The 16,061-nt window shown below is 68.4% G+C and carries 19 protein-coding genes; 3 read left to right on the top strand and 16 right to left on the bottom strand.

Going from position 1 to position 16,061, the window contains the following annotated elements; all coding sequences use genetic code 11:
- Positions 1–11 precede the first annotated feature (11 nt).
- The 4 genes from E0H45_RS04865 to E0H45_RS04850 all read right to left on the bottom strand — a co-directional run bounded on the left by E0H45_RS04865 (position 12) and on the right by E0H45_RS04850 (position 4,025).
- Positions 12–1,274: a toxic anion resistance protein gene (locus E0H45_RS04865; protein WP_131335059.1), complete on the bottom strand. Its 1,263-nt coding sequence runs from the start codon at positions 1,272–1,274 to the stop codon at positions 12–14.
- A gap of 98 nt (positions 1,275–1,372) precedes the next feature.
- Complete coding sequence (locus tag E0H45_RS04860; protein ID WP_131335058.1) at positions 1,373–1,828, bottom strand: dihydrofolate reductase; 456 nt, start codon at positions 1,826–1,828, stop codon at positions 1,373–1,375.
- A complete protein-coding gene (locus tag E0H45_RS04855) occupies positions 1,825–2,616 on the bottom strand; it encodes a thymidylate synthase (RefSeq protein WP_131335057.1) in 792 nt (263 codons plus the stop codon). Before E0H45_RS04855 ends, E0H45_RS04860 begins: the two co-directional genes overlap by 4 nt.
- A 29-nt stretch (positions 2,617–2,645) precedes the next feature.
- Positions 2,646–4,025: a tetratricopeptide repeat protein gene (locus E0H45_RS04850; RefSeq protein ID WP_165546317.1), complete on the bottom strand. Its 1,380-nt coding sequence runs from the start codon at positions 4,023–4,025 to the stop codon at positions 2,646–2,648.
- Between the two features lie 85 nt (positions 4,026–4,110).
- Between E0H45_RS04850 and E0H45_RS04845 the strand changes: the two genes are divergently transcribed.
- Positions 4,111–4,761 (top strand): aminoacyl-tRNA hydrolase, encoded by a 651-nt coding sequence (locus E0H45_RS04845; protein WP_238154800.1) that lies wholly within the window; start codon positions 4,111–4,113, stop codon positions 4,759–4,761.
- On the opposite strand, the gene E0H45_RS04840 is transcribed toward E0H45_RS04845, so the two are convergent.
- The 10 genes from E0H45_RS04840 to E0H45_RS04795 all read right to left on the bottom strand — a co-directional run bounded on the left by E0H45_RS04840 (position 4,740) and on the right by E0H45_RS04795 (position 11,054).
- The gene (locus E0H45_RS04840) at positions 4,740–5,330 is read right to left on the bottom strand and encodes a dihydrofolate reductase family protein (RefSeq protein ID WP_131335054.1); all 591 of its coding nucleotides are present in this window, start codon (positions 5,328–5,330) and stop codon (positions 4,740–4,742) included. The genes E0H45_RS04845 and E0H45_RS04840 overlap by 22 nt on opposite strands.
- A gap of 2 nt (positions 5,331–5,332) precedes the next feature.
- The gene (locus E0H45_RS04835) at positions 5,333–5,938 is read right to left on the bottom strand and encodes a dihydrofolate reductase family protein (RefSeq protein WP_131335053.1); all 606 of its coding nucleotides are present in this window, start codon (positions 5,936–5,938) and stop codon (positions 5,333–5,335) included.
- Positions 5,939–5,940: 2 nt separating this feature from the next.
- Complete coding sequence (locus E0H45_RS04830; protein ID WP_131335052.1) at positions 5,941–6,411, bottom strand: SRPBCC domain-containing protein; 471 nt, start codon at positions 6,409–6,411, stop codon at positions 5,941–5,943.
- A 22-nt stretch (positions 6,412–6,433) separates the two neighbouring features.
- A complete protein-coding gene (locus E0H45_RS04825) occupies positions 6,434–6,778 on the bottom strand; it encodes an ArsR/SmtB family transcription factor (protein WP_131335051.1) in 345 nt (114 codons plus the stop codon).
- Between the two features lie 136 nt (positions 6,779–6,914).
- A complete protein-coding gene (locus E0H45_RS04820) occupies positions 6,915–8,423 on the bottom strand; it encodes a multicopper oxidase family protein (RefSeq protein ID WP_131335050.1) in 1,509 nt (502 codons plus the stop codon).
- On the bottom strand, positions 8,420–8,854 hold the full coding sequence (locus E0H45_RS04815) for a hypothetical protein (RefSeq protein ID WP_131335049.1): 435 nt from the start codon (positions 8,852–8,854) through the stop codon (positions 8,420–8,422). Before E0H45_RS04815 ends, E0H45_RS04820 begins: the two co-directional genes overlap by 4 nt.
- On the bottom strand, positions 8,851–9,219 hold the full coding sequence (locus E0H45_RS04810) for a hypothetical protein (RefSeq protein ID WP_131335048.1): 369 nt from the start codon (positions 9,217–9,219) through the stop codon (positions 8,851–8,853). Before E0H45_RS04810 ends, E0H45_RS04815 begins: the two co-directional genes overlap by 4 nt.
- Positions 9,220–9,277: 58 nt before the next feature.
- Positions 9,278–9,622 carry a hypothetical protein gene (locus E0H45_RS04805; RefSeq protein ID WP_131335047.1) on the bottom strand — a complete coding sequence of 115 codons (345 nt, stop codon included), beginning with the start codon at positions 9,620–9,622 and terminating at the stop codon, positions 9,278–9,280.
- A 108-nt stretch (positions 9,623–9,730) separates the two neighbouring features.
- On the bottom strand, positions 9,731–9,943 hold the full coding sequence (locus tag E0H45_RS04800) for a hypothetical protein (protein WP_131335046.1): 213 nt from the start codon (positions 9,941–9,943) through the stop codon (positions 9,731–9,733).
- 73 nt (positions 9,944–10,016) lie between these two features.
- Positions 10,017–11,054, bottom strand: coding sequence for a LacI family DNA-binding transcriptional regulator (locus E0H45_RS04795; protein WP_131335045.1), 1,038 nt, complete (start codon positions 11,052–11,054; stop codon positions 10,017–10,019).
- Between the two features lie 108 nt (positions 11,055–11,162).
- On the opposite strand from E0H45_RS04795, the gene E0H45_RS04790 reads away from it, so the two are divergent.
- Both E0H45_RS04790 and E0H45_RS04785 read left to right on the top strand, forming a co-directional pair.
- Complete coding sequence (locus E0H45_RS04790; RefSeq protein WP_131335044.1) at positions 11,163–11,867, top strand: copper homeostasis protein CutC; 705 nt, start codon at positions 11,163–11,165, stop codon at positions 11,865–11,867.
- On the top strand, positions 11,864–12,130 hold the full coding sequence (locus E0H45_RS04785; RefSeq protein WP_131335043.1) for a DUF4031 domain-containing protein: 267 nt from the start codon (positions 11,864–11,866) through the stop codon (positions 12,128–12,130). Before E0H45_RS04790 ends, E0H45_RS04785 begins: the two co-directional genes overlap by 4 nt.
- Positions 12,131–12,145: 15 nt before the next feature.
- Here the strand turns inward: E0H45_RS04785 and tuf are convergent, their stop codons facing one another.
- Both tuf and E0H45_RS04775 read right to left on the bottom strand, forming a co-directional pair.
- Positions 12,146–13,333: an elongation factor Tu gene (tuf, locus tag E0H45_RS04780; protein ID WP_131335042.1), complete on the bottom strand. Its 1,188-nt coding sequence runs from the start codon at positions 13,331–13,333 to the stop codon at positions 12,146–12,148.
- A gap of 283 nt (positions 13,334–13,616) precedes the next feature.
- Entirely contained in the window at positions 13,617–15,998 is a 2,382-nt protein-coding gene (locus tag E0H45_RS04775) for an HD domain-containing protein (protein WP_131335041.1), read from the bottom strand.
- Positions 15,999–16,061 lie beyond the last annotated feature (63 nt).

Here is a 16,061-nt window from a genome sequence, read left to right as displayed (position 1 = left end):
GGTGGTGTGGATCAGCGATCGAGGTTGAGGTCGAGGCTGCCGTGGACGACCTGCTGGTTCTGCTGGGAGACCCGTTCCAGGTAGGACCGCGACTTGGTCACCTCGTTCTCCAGCGTGCCGATCGTCGCGGCCATGTTGTCGAGCGCCTCACCCTTGAACGTGTCGATCGCGTCCATGGTCGCGTAGATGTTCGCGAACGCGGCCTGCAGTTGCGGCAGCCCGATCGTCGCCGACGCGGCCTGCTGCTGGATCGCCACCGAGTTGTCGCGCAGCATCTCCGAGGTGCGCTCGATCATCCCGCTGGTGGTCGTGTTCAGTGCGGTGATCTGGTCCAGCACGAGCTTCTGGTTGCCGAGCGCCTGCGCGACGATGACCGCCGTACGCAGCGCCGAGACCGTGGTGGTGGACGCGCGGTCGACGCCCTTGATCAGCTCGATGTTGTTCTTGATCACGATGTCGATGGCCAGGTAGTTCTGGATCGACACGGCGAGCTGGGTGAGCAGGTCCTGGTGCTTCTGCCGGACGTAGAACAGCACGTCCTCGCGGAAGGCCTTCGCCTTCTCCGGGTCGGTCGTCTGCAGCTCCGCGATCGCCGCGGACAGTCGCGCGTCGAGGCGCTCGGCGACGTACACGTACTGGTTGAGGCGCGTCATCGCGTCCCACAGGTTCTGCTTCTCCAGGTTCAGCGCGGCGTTGTCCTTGCCGAGCTCGTCCTGGCCGTTGCGCAGGCTGTGCAGGATGCCCTCGAGGTGGCTCTGCGCGGTCTGGTACTTGCGGAAGTAGTCCTCGATCTTGTCCCCGAACGGGATCATCCCGAGGAGCTTCTTGACCCCGGTGGCTTCCTTCGGGTCCAGGTCCTCGACCGTACGGCGCAGCTCGAGCAGCGTCTTGCCGACGGTCGAACCCTCCGACAGGCCGCCTTCCTGCAGGGCCCGCACCGGCGACTGGAGCAGCCGGTTCGAGCTCTCGGCCGCGGCGCGGATGTCGACGTCGCCCATGCTGCGCACGTCACCGGCCTTCGACGCGAATTCCGGCGACCGCGGCTCGGCTGCCATCAGCGCGGTCAGGAAGGTGTCCACCTTCGTGTCGAGCCCTGGCAGCGCGGCCGGGTCGACAGCCGGCGCCATACTCGGCGCGGCGGTTTCGGCCACCGGCTGTGACGGCGGTGGTGCGGTCAGTATCAGTCCCGGCGCGGTGGCCGTCGGCGGCTGCAGCGGTGCCGCAGCGGGCTGCGCGGCAGCGGGCTGAGCAGCGGTGTTGTCGGCTTCAGTCATCGTGTTCCCCTCCGAGAGGCGCGCCTGGATACCTCCGTGACGCGCACACAATCTACGCGGTTCCAGGTCTTCCTGGTCACCTCGTTGCCTACTCGTTGTTAGCTTCTGCGGTAGCTAACGAAGGAGAAGCCGTCGTGGGGGTCGCGGGCGGTCTCGATCCAGGTCGTCGGGTCGAGTTCCGGGAAGGTGACATCGCCGTCGGGGGACTGGTCGACCTCGGTGAGTTCGAGGGCGTCGGCGTACGGGAGGGCCTGGCGGTAGATCTCGCCGCCGCCGGCGACGTACAGCGTGCCGTCGTACTTCAAGGCCTCTTCGAGGGAGTGCGTGACGTCGACGCCGTCCGCGGACCAGTCGGGTCGCCGGGTGACGACGACCGTACGGCGGCCCGGGAGCGGGCGACCGATCGAGTCGTAGGTCTTGCGGCCCATGACGAGGGTGTGGCCGAGGGTGAGCTGCTTGAACCGCTGCAGGTCCTCGCGGATCCGCCAGGGCAGGTCGTTGTCCCGCCCGATCACACCGTTCCGTCCGACCGCGGCGATCAGAATGACCGTCATACCGCGATGGGCGCCTTGATACCCGGGTGCGGGTCGTACCCGATCAGCTCGACGTCGGCGATCTCGTAGCCGTCGATCGAGTCGCGCTTCGCGAGTTGGAGGGTCGGCAGCGGTCGCGGCTCGCGGGTGAGCTGCAGGCGGGCCTGGTCCAGGTGGTTCAGGTAGAGGTGCGCGTCGCCGAGCGTGTGCACGAAGTCGCCGACCTCTAGCCCGGTCTGCTGCGCGACCATGTGGGTGAGCAGCGCGTACGACGCGATGTTGAACGGCACGCCCAGGAAGATGTCGGCCGACCGCTGGTACAGCTGGCAGGACAGCCGGCCGTCCGCGACGTAGAACTGGAACATGGTGTGACACGGCGGCAACGCCATGTCGTCCACGTCGGCCACGTTCCACGCGTTCACGATGTGCCGGCGGGAGTCCGGGTTCTGCTTGATCGACGCGATCAGGTTGGCGATCTGGTCGACGTGCCGTCCGTCGGGCGTCGGCCAGGACCGCCACTGGTAGCCGTACACCGGACCGAGCTCACCATCGGCGTCGGCCCACTCGTCCCAGATCGAGATGTTGTTCTCGTGCAGCCACTTGACGTTCGTCGAGCCGCTGAGGAACCAGATCAGCTCCCCGATCACCGACCGCAGGTGCAGCTTCTTCGTCGTCACCGCCGGGAACCCGGCCCGCAGGTCGTACCGCGACTGGTACCCGAACACGCTCAACGTGCCCGTCCCGGTCCGGTCGCCCTTCTCCGCCCCGTTGTCCAGCACATGCCGAAGAAGATCCAGGTACTGCTGCATGAAGCCAACCTACAACTCGGCCGGACGTGTCACCGAGTCAGACTCGCGCGCGCCTCCTCGATCAGCCAAGGCAGCTCGGAGCGCTCGCCGAACCGGAGAGCGAGCTCGTACGTCGCCTTGGCGCGGCTCCCCGTGTGCAGGTCACCGACCTGCAGCGTCATCCCGCCGAGGTGCCCGGCCAGGTCCGGGGTCACCGTGAGCACCTCCTCGAACGCAGCCTCGGCCTTGGCAGTCTTCCCGCGGACGACCTGTCGCCCGCACTCCGCGGCCGCGCGAGCATCTCCGACCGGCCGCTTCCACGCCTTCTCGCCGTCCTTGAAGTTGCCGCCGTTCACCAGCCGGCAGCCGAACATGAACCAGGCCCGCGGCGTCAGGTCCGCCCGGCCGATCTCGGCGAGCCGCCCGATCGCGGCCTCGGCGCCGTGCATTCCTTCCACCTGGTAGAACGCCGCGGCGACCCAGGCGGCGCCCTCGGGCGCGTGGACCGGGTGACCGGTGTCCATGGCCTTCTCGAAGGCACGGAGTGCGGACTGCAGGTCCCCGTCGCCGAGGTACTGTTCGCCGGCGGCGACCGCGCTCCCCCCGACCAGGTCGGGGTCGGTCAGATCCAGCTGCTGGGCACGTGCGTGGACCTCGTCCAGATCACCCAGTGCGGCGAGCTGCTCCAGCAGACCATTGCCCTTGGCAACGTCATCGGGATCGCCCACCTCGACTGCCAGGCTGTACGCCGCGTGGGCGCCGCGGACATCCATCTGCTTGGACAGGACCAGGCCCAGGTTGATGGCGGCCTGACCGCTCACACGCGGCCGGCGAAGCTCGGCCGCTTGCCGGTAGGCGGTCTGTGCTCCGGCCAGGTCTCCGTTGTCCTCGAGCAGATTGCCCAGCTCGAACGCTGCGGCCGCGGCGATGTCGGGGACCGGGCATTCGGCGGCCTGCTGCAGAACCTCGGCCACGGCGCCGGCGTCACCTTCGGCGCTCAGCAGTAGGACCCGGGCGATGGCGGTGCGACCGACGACCTCCTCGAGGGTGGCCGGCTCCGTGCGTGTCGGCACCTCGTGCTCGGCCAGGATGCTCAGGTTGTCGGCGGCGATCTCGGCGACGTCGCCGGTCCCGTTGTCGGCGGCGTACCGCAGTGCGGCCTGAGCAGCCTCCAGGTCGTCGTCGACGAGCAGCCCGGCGATCCGGAGTGCCGCGTGCGGCCCGAGCTCCGGCTCGCCACCCTCGACGATGCGCGAGAACCATTCCAGTGCGTCAGCGGTGTGGCCGTGGGTGGCCAGGTCCTCGGCGCACTCCGCCATCATCTCCGCCGAGTTGCGGTCGCCGGGCAGATCGGCCGCCATGGCCAGGATCGCCAGGTTGACGCTGCACTCCGGGGACAGCTGGGGAACTCTCGTGATCTTCCGCGTCATCGTCTTGCCGTGGCCTCACTGTCGAACGTTCGTTTCACTGAGGTCGGTCACCGTAGTGCATCGGGGGTCCTGGCAGACTCACGCCGTGGAACAGGTGCTGACGCTCGTGGTGCGCGTCGAGAAGAATGCGCGGCCGACTCAGACCGATGCGCTGGAGACGGCGGCTCGGGCGGTGCTTGCGATCCTGGCCGACGAGCGGTCGTACGGCGAGGGCGAGTGGGCGCCGGCGATGGCGGCCTGGCAGGACAACCGGATCCGGAAGATCACGAAGCGAGCCCGCGGAGCGGAGTGGCGCCGCGCCGAGGCGCTACCGGGCATCACGATGCACGGAGACACGGCGGAGGTTCGGGTGTTTCCGCCGACGGGGGTGGACGACGTACCAGCAGAGTTGTTCAAGCTCCAGGTCACAGGTACCGACTTCGAGGACACCGCCGACCTTCCGCCCCTCGAACCCGGCGTACCCGTGCTCTGGGTCAACCCCGCCCTGGAGATGTCGAGCGGCAAGGCGATGGCCCAGTGCGGCCACGCCGCCCAACTAGCCTGGTGGGCCCTCTCACCACAAGCCCGCAAGGAATGGGAAGCAACCGACTTCGCCCTGGCGGTCCGCACCGCAACCCCACCTCAATGGACCCACCTCCTGACCACCAACCTCCCCGTAGTCCAGGACGCCGGCTTCACCGAGGTCGCCCCGGGCTCCCGCACCGTGATCGCGGATCATCCTTTGCTGACGCGGTAGTGCAGGTGGGTGACGCGGTCGCCCTCGATGACGTTCGGGTCGTCCAGCAGGAGTTGGTCGCCCGCGTAGTCGCCGAAGAAGCGCTTGCCGGTTCCGAAGATCACCGGGACCAGGTTGTACGAGAGTTCGTCGATCAGACCGGCCCGCAAGGCCTGGCCGGTCAGGTTTCCCGCGGCCAGCGAGATGTCGCGGTCGCCGGCGAGCTCCTGAGCCTTCGCGACGGCCTGCTCGATCCCGCTGACGAAGGAGAACGGCGCATCGGGGAACGGCCAGTCGGTCGGCGGCTGGTGCGTGGCGACCACGACGTGCTCGCCGAACGGCGGGATACCCTCCCAGCCGTTGGTGATGTTGAACAGATGCCGGCCGCACAACACCACACCGACATTGCCCCAGGCCGTGCTGATGTAGTCCGCGCTCGCCTGGCTGACCTGGAACGGTCGTCCCGGATCGGTCCCGTAGATCTCGACCGGGCCGTTGTTGTACCAGTCGAACAGCGGCCCGACCTCGTCCTCGGTGGTAGCGACGAACCCGTCCAGCGAAACGACGGCCGACGCAATGACGTTTCCCATGACTACTGCCCTTTCACTACTCGATAGGTGAGGTGCTGGGCGGCCGGTGTCGACACGGCCTCGATCAGCTCGAGCGCGTACGCCGGCGCAGCCTCGGCGGGGAACAGTCGGGTTCCGCCCCCGAGTACGACGGGAGCCAGGTGCAGCCGCAGTACGTCGGCCAGCCCTTCGGAGAGCACCGCGTGGCAGATCTGCCCGCCACCCATCACGTAGACATCCTTGCCGCCGGCAACTTCCGCGGCCTGTGCGATCGCCTCTGCGGGGCTGCTCACGAACCGGAACCGGTCGCCCAGACGAGTCTCGGCAGGCGGCGTGTGGGTGACGACGAAGACCGGTGGGTTGAGCTCGCCGGTCGGCTTCGCGCCGTACCCCATCTCGTCGCTCCACCCGCCCGGGGCGTCGATCACGTCGAACAGGTTCCGGCCCTGGACGACCGCACCGCTCGATTCGAAGGCGGCGTCCAGGACGGCGCGGTCCGCGTCGGTGCCGTGGAAGACCCAGTCGTGCACGGCCTCACCGCCGTCACCGAGCCCGTTGCCGATGCCGGCGTTGGGCCCGGTGACGTAGCCGTCCAGCGACACCGAGATGTCGACAACGACCTGGCTCATGATCAGCTCTCCTTCGCGAGCAGTTCGGCCAGGCGGTCCATCGAGTCGTTGATGCCGCTCTCCATGCCGTACTCGATCGACTGGTCGCGGGCCTCGACGGACGGGAACACCGACTGCTGGTGCAGGCGGACGCCGTTCTCGGTCGGCTCGAGCGTCATCTTCTCGATGCAGACCTCGGCCGGAGCGCCTTCCCACTCGAAGGTCTGGATGATCAGCTTGTCCTGCTCCACGGCGTGGAAGACCCCGCGGAACGCGTACTCGCCGGAGTCGTCGCGGTGGATGTACCGGTACTTCCCGCCGGTCCGTACGTCGTACTCCTCGACCGTGGCGTCGAGGTCGCGCGGGCCGAGCCACTCGGTCACCAGCTCGCGGTCGGTCATGACCCTGAAGAGCTGCGCCGGCGTGGCGGCGAACTCGCGCGTCACCTCGACGAACGGGGTGCCGGCAGGGGTGTTGATGGTGGTACCGCTCATGATCCTTGCTCCTTGTCTCTCACTACTTGTCTTCTGTCTTTGCTTCTGCGCTGTTCAGCAGTGCTTCCATCCGGCGGAAGCGGCGTTCGGTTTCGAGCCGGTACTCGTCGATCCAGCTCGTCAGTGCTTCGAGGGCGGCCGGCACCAGGTGGCACGGGCGGCGCTGGCCGTCCCGGGTCCGGGTGATCAGCCCGGCGGTCTCGAGCACCTGGATGTGCCGCGACACCGCCTGCTTGGTGATCGGGAACGGTTCGGCCAGCTCGTTCACGGTGGCCGGGCCGCGGGACAGCCGCGCGATCATCGCTCGCCGGACCGGGTCGGCCAGTGCCGCGAACGACCGGTCGAGCTGATCATCGTCAACCATCATCTTTATCAACCATTCCCTTGATCAACCGATATGTTGACTATAGGCAGAGCCGCCGACGGTCGTCAACCCCTTCGCCGGGCACAACAGAACGACCCCGGCGGCTGGTCGCCACCGGGTTCGTCTCGAGGAAGGCCGGCTAGATCGTTTCGAAGGCCGCCATCATGGCCATGTCCTCGTGTTCGAGGTTGTGGCAGTGGATCAGGTACTTGCCCTTGTGGGCGCTGAACTTGACGAGCACCTCGACGACCTCGGCCGGGCGGATGTCGACGGTGTCCTTCCAGCCGTGGTCGTACGCCGACAGCTTGCTGCTCCCGCCGCGGGTGAGGACCTGGAACGGCGCGAGATGGACGTGCACCGGGTGGTGTACGTCGGTGACGAACGACCAGATCTCGTACTGGTCCAGCTTCACCTGCGCCTGCATCACCACGGGATCGAACGCCTTCCCGTTGATCGTCCAGCCCCGGTGGTCCCCGGCGTCACCGCGCCGGAACCGCCACTCCCGTCGTACGACACCAGCCGGCCGGGGCGTCACGGCGTACGACGAGAGCGTCGCCGGGATGCGCGTGTCGTCGGGGGCCTTGCGGGCGATCTTGAAGCGCAGTACGCCGGAGTTGCTGTCGAGCTTGTTGACGACCGTGACCTCGTCGCCGGGCTGGTACTGCGAGAAGTCCACGATGACGTCGAACCGCTCGGCGGGCGCGATCACCAGCGTCTTGTGCTCGACCGGCTTGTCGAGCAGCCCACCGTCGCTGCCGATCTGCACGAACTTCGCGGGGCCCTTGTCGAAGGCGAGCTCGTACCGGCGGGCGTTGCTGGCGTTGAGAATGCGGAAGCGGTACCGGACCGCGTCCACCTCGTGTACTGGCCACGGCGCGCCGTTCACCAGCGTGACGTCGGCGACGACACCTTCCATGTACGCCGACTCGACGCCGGGGCCGTCCTTCGCGGCCGGGTACAAGAACGACCCGTCCGCGTCGAACGCACGGTCCGCGATCACCAGCGGGATCTCCCGATCGCCCTTCGGCAGCGGGAGGTTCTCCTCCTCGTCGTCCCGGATGATGTGCAGGCCGAACAGTCCGCGGTAGACCTGTGGTGCGGTGTAGTCCATCGTGTGGTCGTGGTACCAGAGGGTCGCCGCGCGCTGCTGGTTCGGGTACGTGTACGTGCGCTTGCCCATCGCCATGTCGCCGCCGGACATGTGGTGGCCGGCGTGCTGTCCGTTCGCAGGCATGATGAGGTCGAGCGGCCAGCCGTCACTCGGTGCGGGGGTGTGGCCGCCGTGCAGGTGGACCACGGTCGACACGTCGAGCTCGTTGACCTGCTCGACCACGGTGGTGCGTCCGCTCCGTACGTCGAACGTGGGGCCGGGCAGTAGGCCGTCGTACCCCATCACCTCGGTCTTGAGGCCGGGGAGGATCTCCAGGCTCGCCTTGCGCTGGACGACCTGGTAGTAGTCGGCCTTCGCATCGGAGCGGGTCGGTTTCTTGACCGGTGGGACCGGCAGCGGGACCTGGAAGGGTGTGGGCAGTTTCGCCTTGCTGCGCAGGAGTTCTCCGGACTGTGCGGGCTTGGCCTCCTGGCCGCAGCCGCTCAAGGTCAGGGCGGCGCCGGTGACGGCTATGAACCCGCGGCGGGACATCTTCATTGCTTGGCCTCCCGGCGGCTCAGGTGTGCGGTGGGGCGGAACGACCAGACCGTCATCCAGCAGACGGTGCCGACGATCGCGGTCCCGAGCGGGACGTGTACGGCGAAGTTCTGCAGGTAGCCGAAGGTGAGTTGGACGAACTCGGCGACGACCAGGAGCGGGGAGATCAGCGCCGGCCAGATCCGGCCGCGGCCGACGAGCGTGTAGCAGGCGGCCGCGACGGTCTGGAGGAACGCGAACATCCAGATGGTGCCGCCGACCGTGCTGTGCACATTGGTCATCGCGTCGACGTTGCCGGCCAGGAAGTAGCCGGCCGCGATCGGCTGTGCGATCACGAACGCGGCGTGCAGAACCAGCGTGATCCGTAGGACGTGCAGGCTGACGCGCGGCCGACGTACCTTGGCCACCGGCTGCGGTTCGAGGGTGATCATGCGACGACCACCTGTCGCTTGTTGACCCAGAATGCGAAGACGACCGTTGCCGCGACCAGCGCGATGCCCAGCGGGACGTGGATCGCCATCTGGCGGCTGTAACCCATGGCGATCTGGACGACCTCGCCCGCGAGGATCAGCAGACTCGCCGCGGGCGCGGTCCAGCGCCCGCCGGTCGTCCGCCACCAGGCCGTTGCCAGTAGCAACTGCCCGAGTCCGAGGAAGGCCAGGGCCAGCCCGATCGGTTCGTGCATCCGCAGGCCGGCGGGGGAGCCGTTCAGGTAGACCCCCGCGACCACGGGCTGCAGGCAGATCGCCAGCGCATGGACCCCGGCGGTCGCCCGGAGCACGTTCAGGACCTTCATGTAGACAGACAATAGTAGTCTGGCTACATGTAGAGCAATCAGGTATTACCCGGAGGGGTCAGGTGAGGCGCCCCAGGGGTGAGACGGAGATGCCGGCGCGTTCGCAGACCCACTGCGGGTCCGGCCCGAGCTCCGGCTCGATGCGGAGCTCGTGGTCGTGCAGGTCGTCGCAGGCGGTGCAGCGCGGCCAGCGCACCCCGGAGTCGACCAGGCGGTCCTGGACGTCCTGCGCGACCAGTCCGGCGATGTGTTCGGCACCGTCCGGCCACTGGTCCAGCCACCACTGACGTCCGGCGACGGCATCCTCGAGCAAAGACACCATCACCGCGTCGTCGAAGCCGCGCGCGGCGAGGTCGTGGAGCACCATCGCCCGCGCGGTCAGCAACACCCCTGGCTCATTCATCGCCCTTCAGAGTGCCAGACAGCTCCGACAAATCCACGCGGCCGGCTCTTTGAGCACCCACCAACCGGATTTCCGTCGCGGATTTGGTTGGTGGGTGCTCAAAGTGGGTCAGCTGACCGAGCAGGTGGGGTCGATGCGGTTGGCGAGGCGGACCTCGCGTTCGGCGGCGGCCCGCAGTACGGCGCTGATGCGGGTGCGGACCGCGAACGTGCGCCGCGGGGCGGGCTCGTCGTACGGCTGCTGGGGAGCGTTCGGGAGGGCCGACTGGGCGAGGCTGAGGGCGTTCTCGACGGCGGTGTTGCCGGCAATGAAGTACGTCATGGTTCTGCTCCCTCCTGAGAGCGTGATTGTTCGACCCGGGAACCGAGTGGTCCCAGGGAGGTGTGTGGAGTTGTCAGTGCTTGGGCGCGGGTCCGCTGCTGGAGCGGACGATCAGCTGCGTCGGCATCAGTAGCCGGCGCTCGGTCGTGGCCGGGTCCAGCAGGATGCGACCGACCGCGCGCCCCTTGTCCTTGATCGGCTGCCGGACCGTCGTCAGCCCGGCCGCCGACGCGGCAGGAATGTCGTCGAATCCGGCCAGGCTCAGATCGCGACCCGGGGTCAGTCCCCGGACCTTCATCGCCTCCAGTGCACCGAGCGCCAGGATGTCGCTCAGTCCGACGATCGCCGTCGGGCGGTGCTGCGAGTCGAGCGCGAACTCCGCGCCCCGCAGTCCGGAAGCGATCGCGTTGTGGCCGCCGGAGACGATCCGCAGCCGCGCGTCCGGCATCGCCTTCTGCAGGCCCTGGATCCGCAGCTCGCAGTCGGTGTACCCGACCTCGTCGAGCGTCAGCTCCACCGGCCGGCCGCCGGCTGCCTGTGCGTTGTCGACCAGTACGACGACGTCGCGGTGACCGAGCCGGGCCAGGTGCTCGCCCAGTTGTGCGGCCGCTTCGGTCTCGTCGATCGCGACCCAGGACAGGTCCGGGTGATCGCCCCGATCGGTCGACACCGCGGGGATCCCGCGGTTGGCGAGGATCTCGAGCGCCGGATGACCGCCCGGCACGCAGAAGATCGCCGCCGCGTCGATCGCGGCCTGCTGTACGGCGGTGCTGCCGCCGGCGATGTCCGTGGAACTGAGCGGCATCAGCAGCAGGCTGGTCGCGAACTCCTCGGCGACCTCCGCGAGCCCGGCCAGGAAGCCGACCGCGTACGGGTCCGAGAAGGCGTAGGCCAGTTTGTCCGTGAACAGCACGCCGACCGCGCCGGCCTTCCCGCTGCGCAGGGCGCGCGCCGAGGCGTCCGGTCCGGCGTACCCGAGCTCCTGGGCGGTGGCCAGGATCCGCTCGCGCAGTGCACCGGAGAGCTGGTCGGGCTTGTTGTAGGCGTTCGAGACGGTCGACGGCGACACACCCACGGCCTTCGCCACGGTCTTCAGCGTCACGCCCGGCATCTCGATCACCTCATCTGTATCGTTCTTCTAAATCGTTCTAGAAAAACGATACAGAAGCTCGGCGGACAGTGCAACACCAATTTGGGAGGAGTGCGAGAGGATGTCCGCATGGGTTCGTTGCTGGAGATCATCGCGCTGCATCCGGCGGATGCGGAGGCGGCACAGGAGGGTGGGGCGGACCGGCTGGAGCTGTGCGCCTCGATGGAGGCGGACGGGTTGTGCCCGTCGGTGTCGACCGTCAGCGCGATCCGGCGGGTCACCGACCTGCCGTTGCGGGTGATGCTGCGGCTGGAGAACTCGTTCACCGCGAACGGCGCCGACCTGAACCGGCTGACCGCGACAGCACAGTCGTTCCTGTCCGCAGGTGCTGACGGCTTCGTGCTCGGGTTCCTGACCCCGGACAACCAGGTGGACGTCGAGTCGGTGTCCGCACTGGTCAGCACGTTCGCCGGTACGCCGTGGACGTTCCACCGCGCTGTTGACGCAGTACTCGACCAGCAAGCTGCCTGGCGTGCACTGCGCACCCTGCCCGGGCTGGACTGCGTGCTGACGGCCGGCTCGTCGATCGGTGTCAGCCATGGTCTGGACGACCTGTGCAAGCTGGCCAAGGAAGACCCCGCGGTTGCCGGCGTGATGATGGCAGGTGGCGGTCTGCAGCCGGAACACGTGCCTTGGCTGTACCAGAGCGGCGTACGGCGTTTCCACGTCGGTACGTCGGTGCGCCAGGATGGCTCGTGGACGAAGGCGTACGTGAACTCCCGGTTCGTCCGCTCCTGGCGCAACCTGCTCGACGCCCAGGACGCTCGCGAATGATCCTCATCGATCCGCCCGCCTGGCCGGCCTGGAACCGTGTCTGGTCGCACCTGGTCAGTGACGAGTCCTACGAGGAGCTCCACGCCTTCGCGAAGGCAGCCGGCATTCCGGCCCGCGGCTTCGACCGCGACCACTACGACGTACCCAGTGACCGCTACGACGACCTCATCGCCGCCGGCGCCGTACCTGTCACCAGCCGCGAGCTCGTGCAGCGGCTGATCACCGCGGGTCTACGGCACAGAAAGCGGCCCCCGACCGAGTAGATCGGGGGCCGTTGTTCAGTCGAGCAGTTCGGTCACGGTGCCGGCGGCGACCGTGTGGCCGCCTTCGCGGACCGCGAAGCCGAGGCCGACGTTCATCGCGATCGGCTTCTCCAGCTCCACCCCGAGCTCGATCGTGTCGCCGGGCATCACCAGGGCGATCTCACCCAGGTCGATCCCGCCGGACACGTCCGTGGTCCGGAAGTAGAACTGCGGCCGGTAGTCCGCGGCGAACGGCGTGTGCCGGCCGCCCTCGGCCGTGGACAGCGCGTGCAGGTTCGCCCGGAACCTCCGGTGCGGCTGCACACTGCCCGGCAACGCCACCACCTGGCCGCGACGGACCTCGTCGCGCTTCACGCCACGCAGCAGCACCGCCGCGTTGTCGCCCGCGTCCGCGGACTCCAGCGACTTGCCGAACGTCTCCATACCGATCGCCGTGCTGGTGACCGTCGGGCCTAGACCCACGACCTCGACCGCGTCGCCGAGCTTCAGCGAACCGCGCTCGACCGCACCGGTGACCACGGTGCCGCGGCCGCTGATGGTGAGCACGTTCTCGATCGGCATCAGGAACGGCTCGCCCAGCTCACGGTCCGGCACCGGCACGTAGTTGTCGACCGCGTCCAGCAGTTCGCCGACCGCGGCGGTCCACTTCGGGTCGCCTTCCAGCGCCTTCAGTCCGGACACGCGAACGACCGGTACCTCGTCGCCGGGGAAGCCGTACTCCGTGAGGAGTTCACGGACCTCCAGCTCGACCAGGTCGAGCAGCTCCGGGTCGTCGACGGTGTCCGCCTTGTTCAGGGCGACCACCAGGTACGGCACGCCCACCCGGCGCGCGAGCAGCACGTGCTCCCGCGTCTGCGGCATGGCGCCGTCCTGTGCGGAGACGACCAGGATCGCGGCGTCCACCTGGGCGGCGCCGGTGATCATGTTCTTCACGTAGTCGGCGTGCCCGGGCATGTCCACGTGCGCGTAGTGCCGGGTCGCGGTCTCGTACTCGACGTGCGAGATGTTGATCGTGATCCCGCGCTGCATCTCCTCCGGCGCACGGTCGATGCCGTCGAAGGCGACGAAGCGGTTGACACTCGGGTTGCGCTCCGCGAGCACCTTGGTGATCGCGGCGGTCAGCGTCGTCTTGCCGTGGTCGACGTGACCCATCGTCCCGATGTTGAGGTGCGGCTTGGTCCGCACGAACTGGCTCTTGGCCATGAGAAATCCTTTTGTATGTCAGAAGATTCGGTTGGAAGCCAGGACCCTCCGGCAAGCCCTCACAGCGCTGTCACCGCGTGGAGGGGGCCGGTGCGAGCCACCCTCCTCCGCGGGTCCTGCTCAGCAGGAGGAGGGTCAGCTTCGAGTGGCTGAATCGACTGACAGTTTCCACGTGGGAGCGCCCGTCAGGCTCTTGCCTGACAGGTCGAACTCGAAAACCACGCGGAACATGCTGATCACGGTAGATGTCAACGCTGCCTACAGCAACGGAAATTCCCGGGGCTCAGTTGAGTGCGAAGAGGCGGGTGCCGTCGGAGAAGATCGGGCGGGCGGCGGCCACGGTGACGGCCGGTTTGTTGCAGGTGACTTCCTCGGACTTGGCGACCGACTGCGTGTTCGGGCTGGGCAGGATCGGTCGCGACTGGATGCCGGTGGTGCCGATCATCACGGGAGAACAGCTGCCGTTCGGCTGCGGCATCAGTGTGACCACACGGCCGTCCGGCAGCAGTCCGAACCCGTTCCGCGGGTACTCCGGTTGCTGCAGCCGCGGCGGTACCTGCAGCAGGTGATGCCACTGCGGTGTCCCGTCAGCAGGGTTCGACGACGACACGTCGTACGTCTGCGGCTGTCCAGGGTCGTTTCCGGTCCGGCAGGTGATCAGCACCAGTGACGCGTGCGTGGCGGCCAGTTGTGCGTCGCAGGACGAGGACCCGAGCCGTGGCCGGGGCGTGCCCGGCACGGGGGTTGTCCAGATCAGGTGGCCTTCGCCGATGTCCACGGACCACTGGTAGAGAGTGCCGCCCGCGGCGGCCGTCCAGACCAGCCCGGAGACCTCACGGGTGTCAGGTACGGCGACCAGCTCGCCGACCCACGTCGACGGGTCCAGCTCCGCGCTCAGGTCGATCCGCGCGCCCAGGTCGACCTCCCACCGCTGTGCCCCGGTCTTGATGTCCAGACCGCGTACGACGGCACCGTTCCCGGCGCAGGCGTCCACGACGACGGCCTGGTCACCGACCAGCTCGCCTTGCGTCACGCTGCAGCGCACCTGCGCGCGCCAGTGCGTCGGGCTGCTCACGCCGTGCGCGACCACGTAGTTGCCTTCAGCGACAAGCAGCTGGTCCGAGTTGACGGCCAGCGCAGTCCCGTCGGTGTCGACCTCGGTCAGCACCTCACCGCTCACGGCGTTCAGTACGGCGTACGTCGGCAGCTTGATGCCCGCGGGTTCGCGGTACTCCGAGCGGGGGAGATGCGCGACGATGGTTCGCCCGTCCGCGGACACCACCAGTCCCTTGGCGCCACTGGAGGCGGCGTCCTGTACGTCGGCCCGGGCGTAGCGCCACCGGATCTGGCCCGTGGCCGCGTCGGACATGACCACGCCGTCCGAACGCAGTTCCGCGACTCCACCCGCCGTACCGGTGATGGCGCCGGTGGCTGGCACCTCACGGCTCCAGGCCAGCGTTCCGTCGAGCTGGACCGGCAACTGGGTCGGCTGGGCGGTCGTGGTCGTGCTGACCGTGTTGGCAGTCTCCAACCGGGCCTGTACGAAAGGCTCACCAGCCGACACCACGATCCACGCCAGCAGCGCACCACACACAGCTGTCGCGGTGACCCCGAGCCAGCGCGGAGGAGCCTGTGCGTACGGCGGTGCGAGCCGCAAGCGTCGTGCCAGCGCCAGCAACGCGCCGGCCAGGACCAGTGCGACAGAAGCGAGCAGCAGGTACGGCCAGCGCTCCGACATGGCTGCACCGGGCTGAGCGACCGGCCAGCGCCACCAGCACACGCCGATCGCGATCAGGCCGACGGCCGCGAAGACAATCGCCGGGACAGCCACCAGACGCTGCTGGGATCGCCGGAACCATGCGCAGGCCAGTGCGGCGGCCGCAGCGGTACCGGCGATCGGTGCCCAGACCGGGAAGCCGCCGATGTCGGACGGCTCCGCCGGCCACTTGGCAGCCGCTCCGAGACCGCGGCCGAGCAGGACCGAGGATGCGACGACCGCACCGAGGGCAGCACCGAAGTAGATGACCGGGACCAGCCCGCCGATCGGCCGGGCTGCCTTAGGGCCCAGCGACCCGACCTCCCGGGTCAGGTTCTCCCTGGCTGGTCGTTCCCATTCCTCATAGCCCTTGGGGGTCGCGTACAACCGCGTCTCGCTCAGGCTCTGCAGGAAGGACATCCGGCCGCGGGCGAAGTCCCGGTCGGCGACGTGCGCGTACTCCTGCCGGATCCCGGCGGCGTACTCGTCGTACCGCGCTGCCGGCAGGCTCAGGATCCGCAGGTCGGCGTCGCAGAGCACCGCGCCGTTGCGGTCGTCCGCGGCGCAGTCGTGCTTCGCGGTCAGCCGGACCAGGCGGCCGATCTCCTCGACCCGCTCGGCCTCGACGCCGTACGCCGCCAGCTCGAGCTCGGCCAGCTGGGCCGAGACCTCTTCGTTCTCGCCGGGGTCGGCCTGCGGGTCGTAGATCGCGTCGTGGAACCAGGCCGCCAGCCGGACCGTGTCCGGATCGTCGGCGTACTCGGCCAGCTCGTCGACGGTCTGCAGGACCTCGGTCAGGTGCTGCTGGTCGTGATAATGACGATGTTGCTCTGCGTAACGAGCCAGCAGATCGTCGCCCAACGGCTGCGCGTGCGGCAGCAGGCGATTCCACCGGTCGCGCAGGTCCATGGCTAAGGAGTCTGGCACCGGTAAGGAGCCTCGGCCGACCGATCCGGGGTTCCCGGATCGGTC

It is taken from the genome of Kribbella soli (assembly GCF_004331345.1).
GTDB lineage: Bacteria > Actinomycetota > Actinomycetes > Propionibacteriales > Kribbellaceae > Kribbella > Kribbella soli.
The sequence above is the reverse complement of the archived record's forward strand: the minus strand, read 5'-3'. Positions and strand labels throughout refer to the sequence as shown.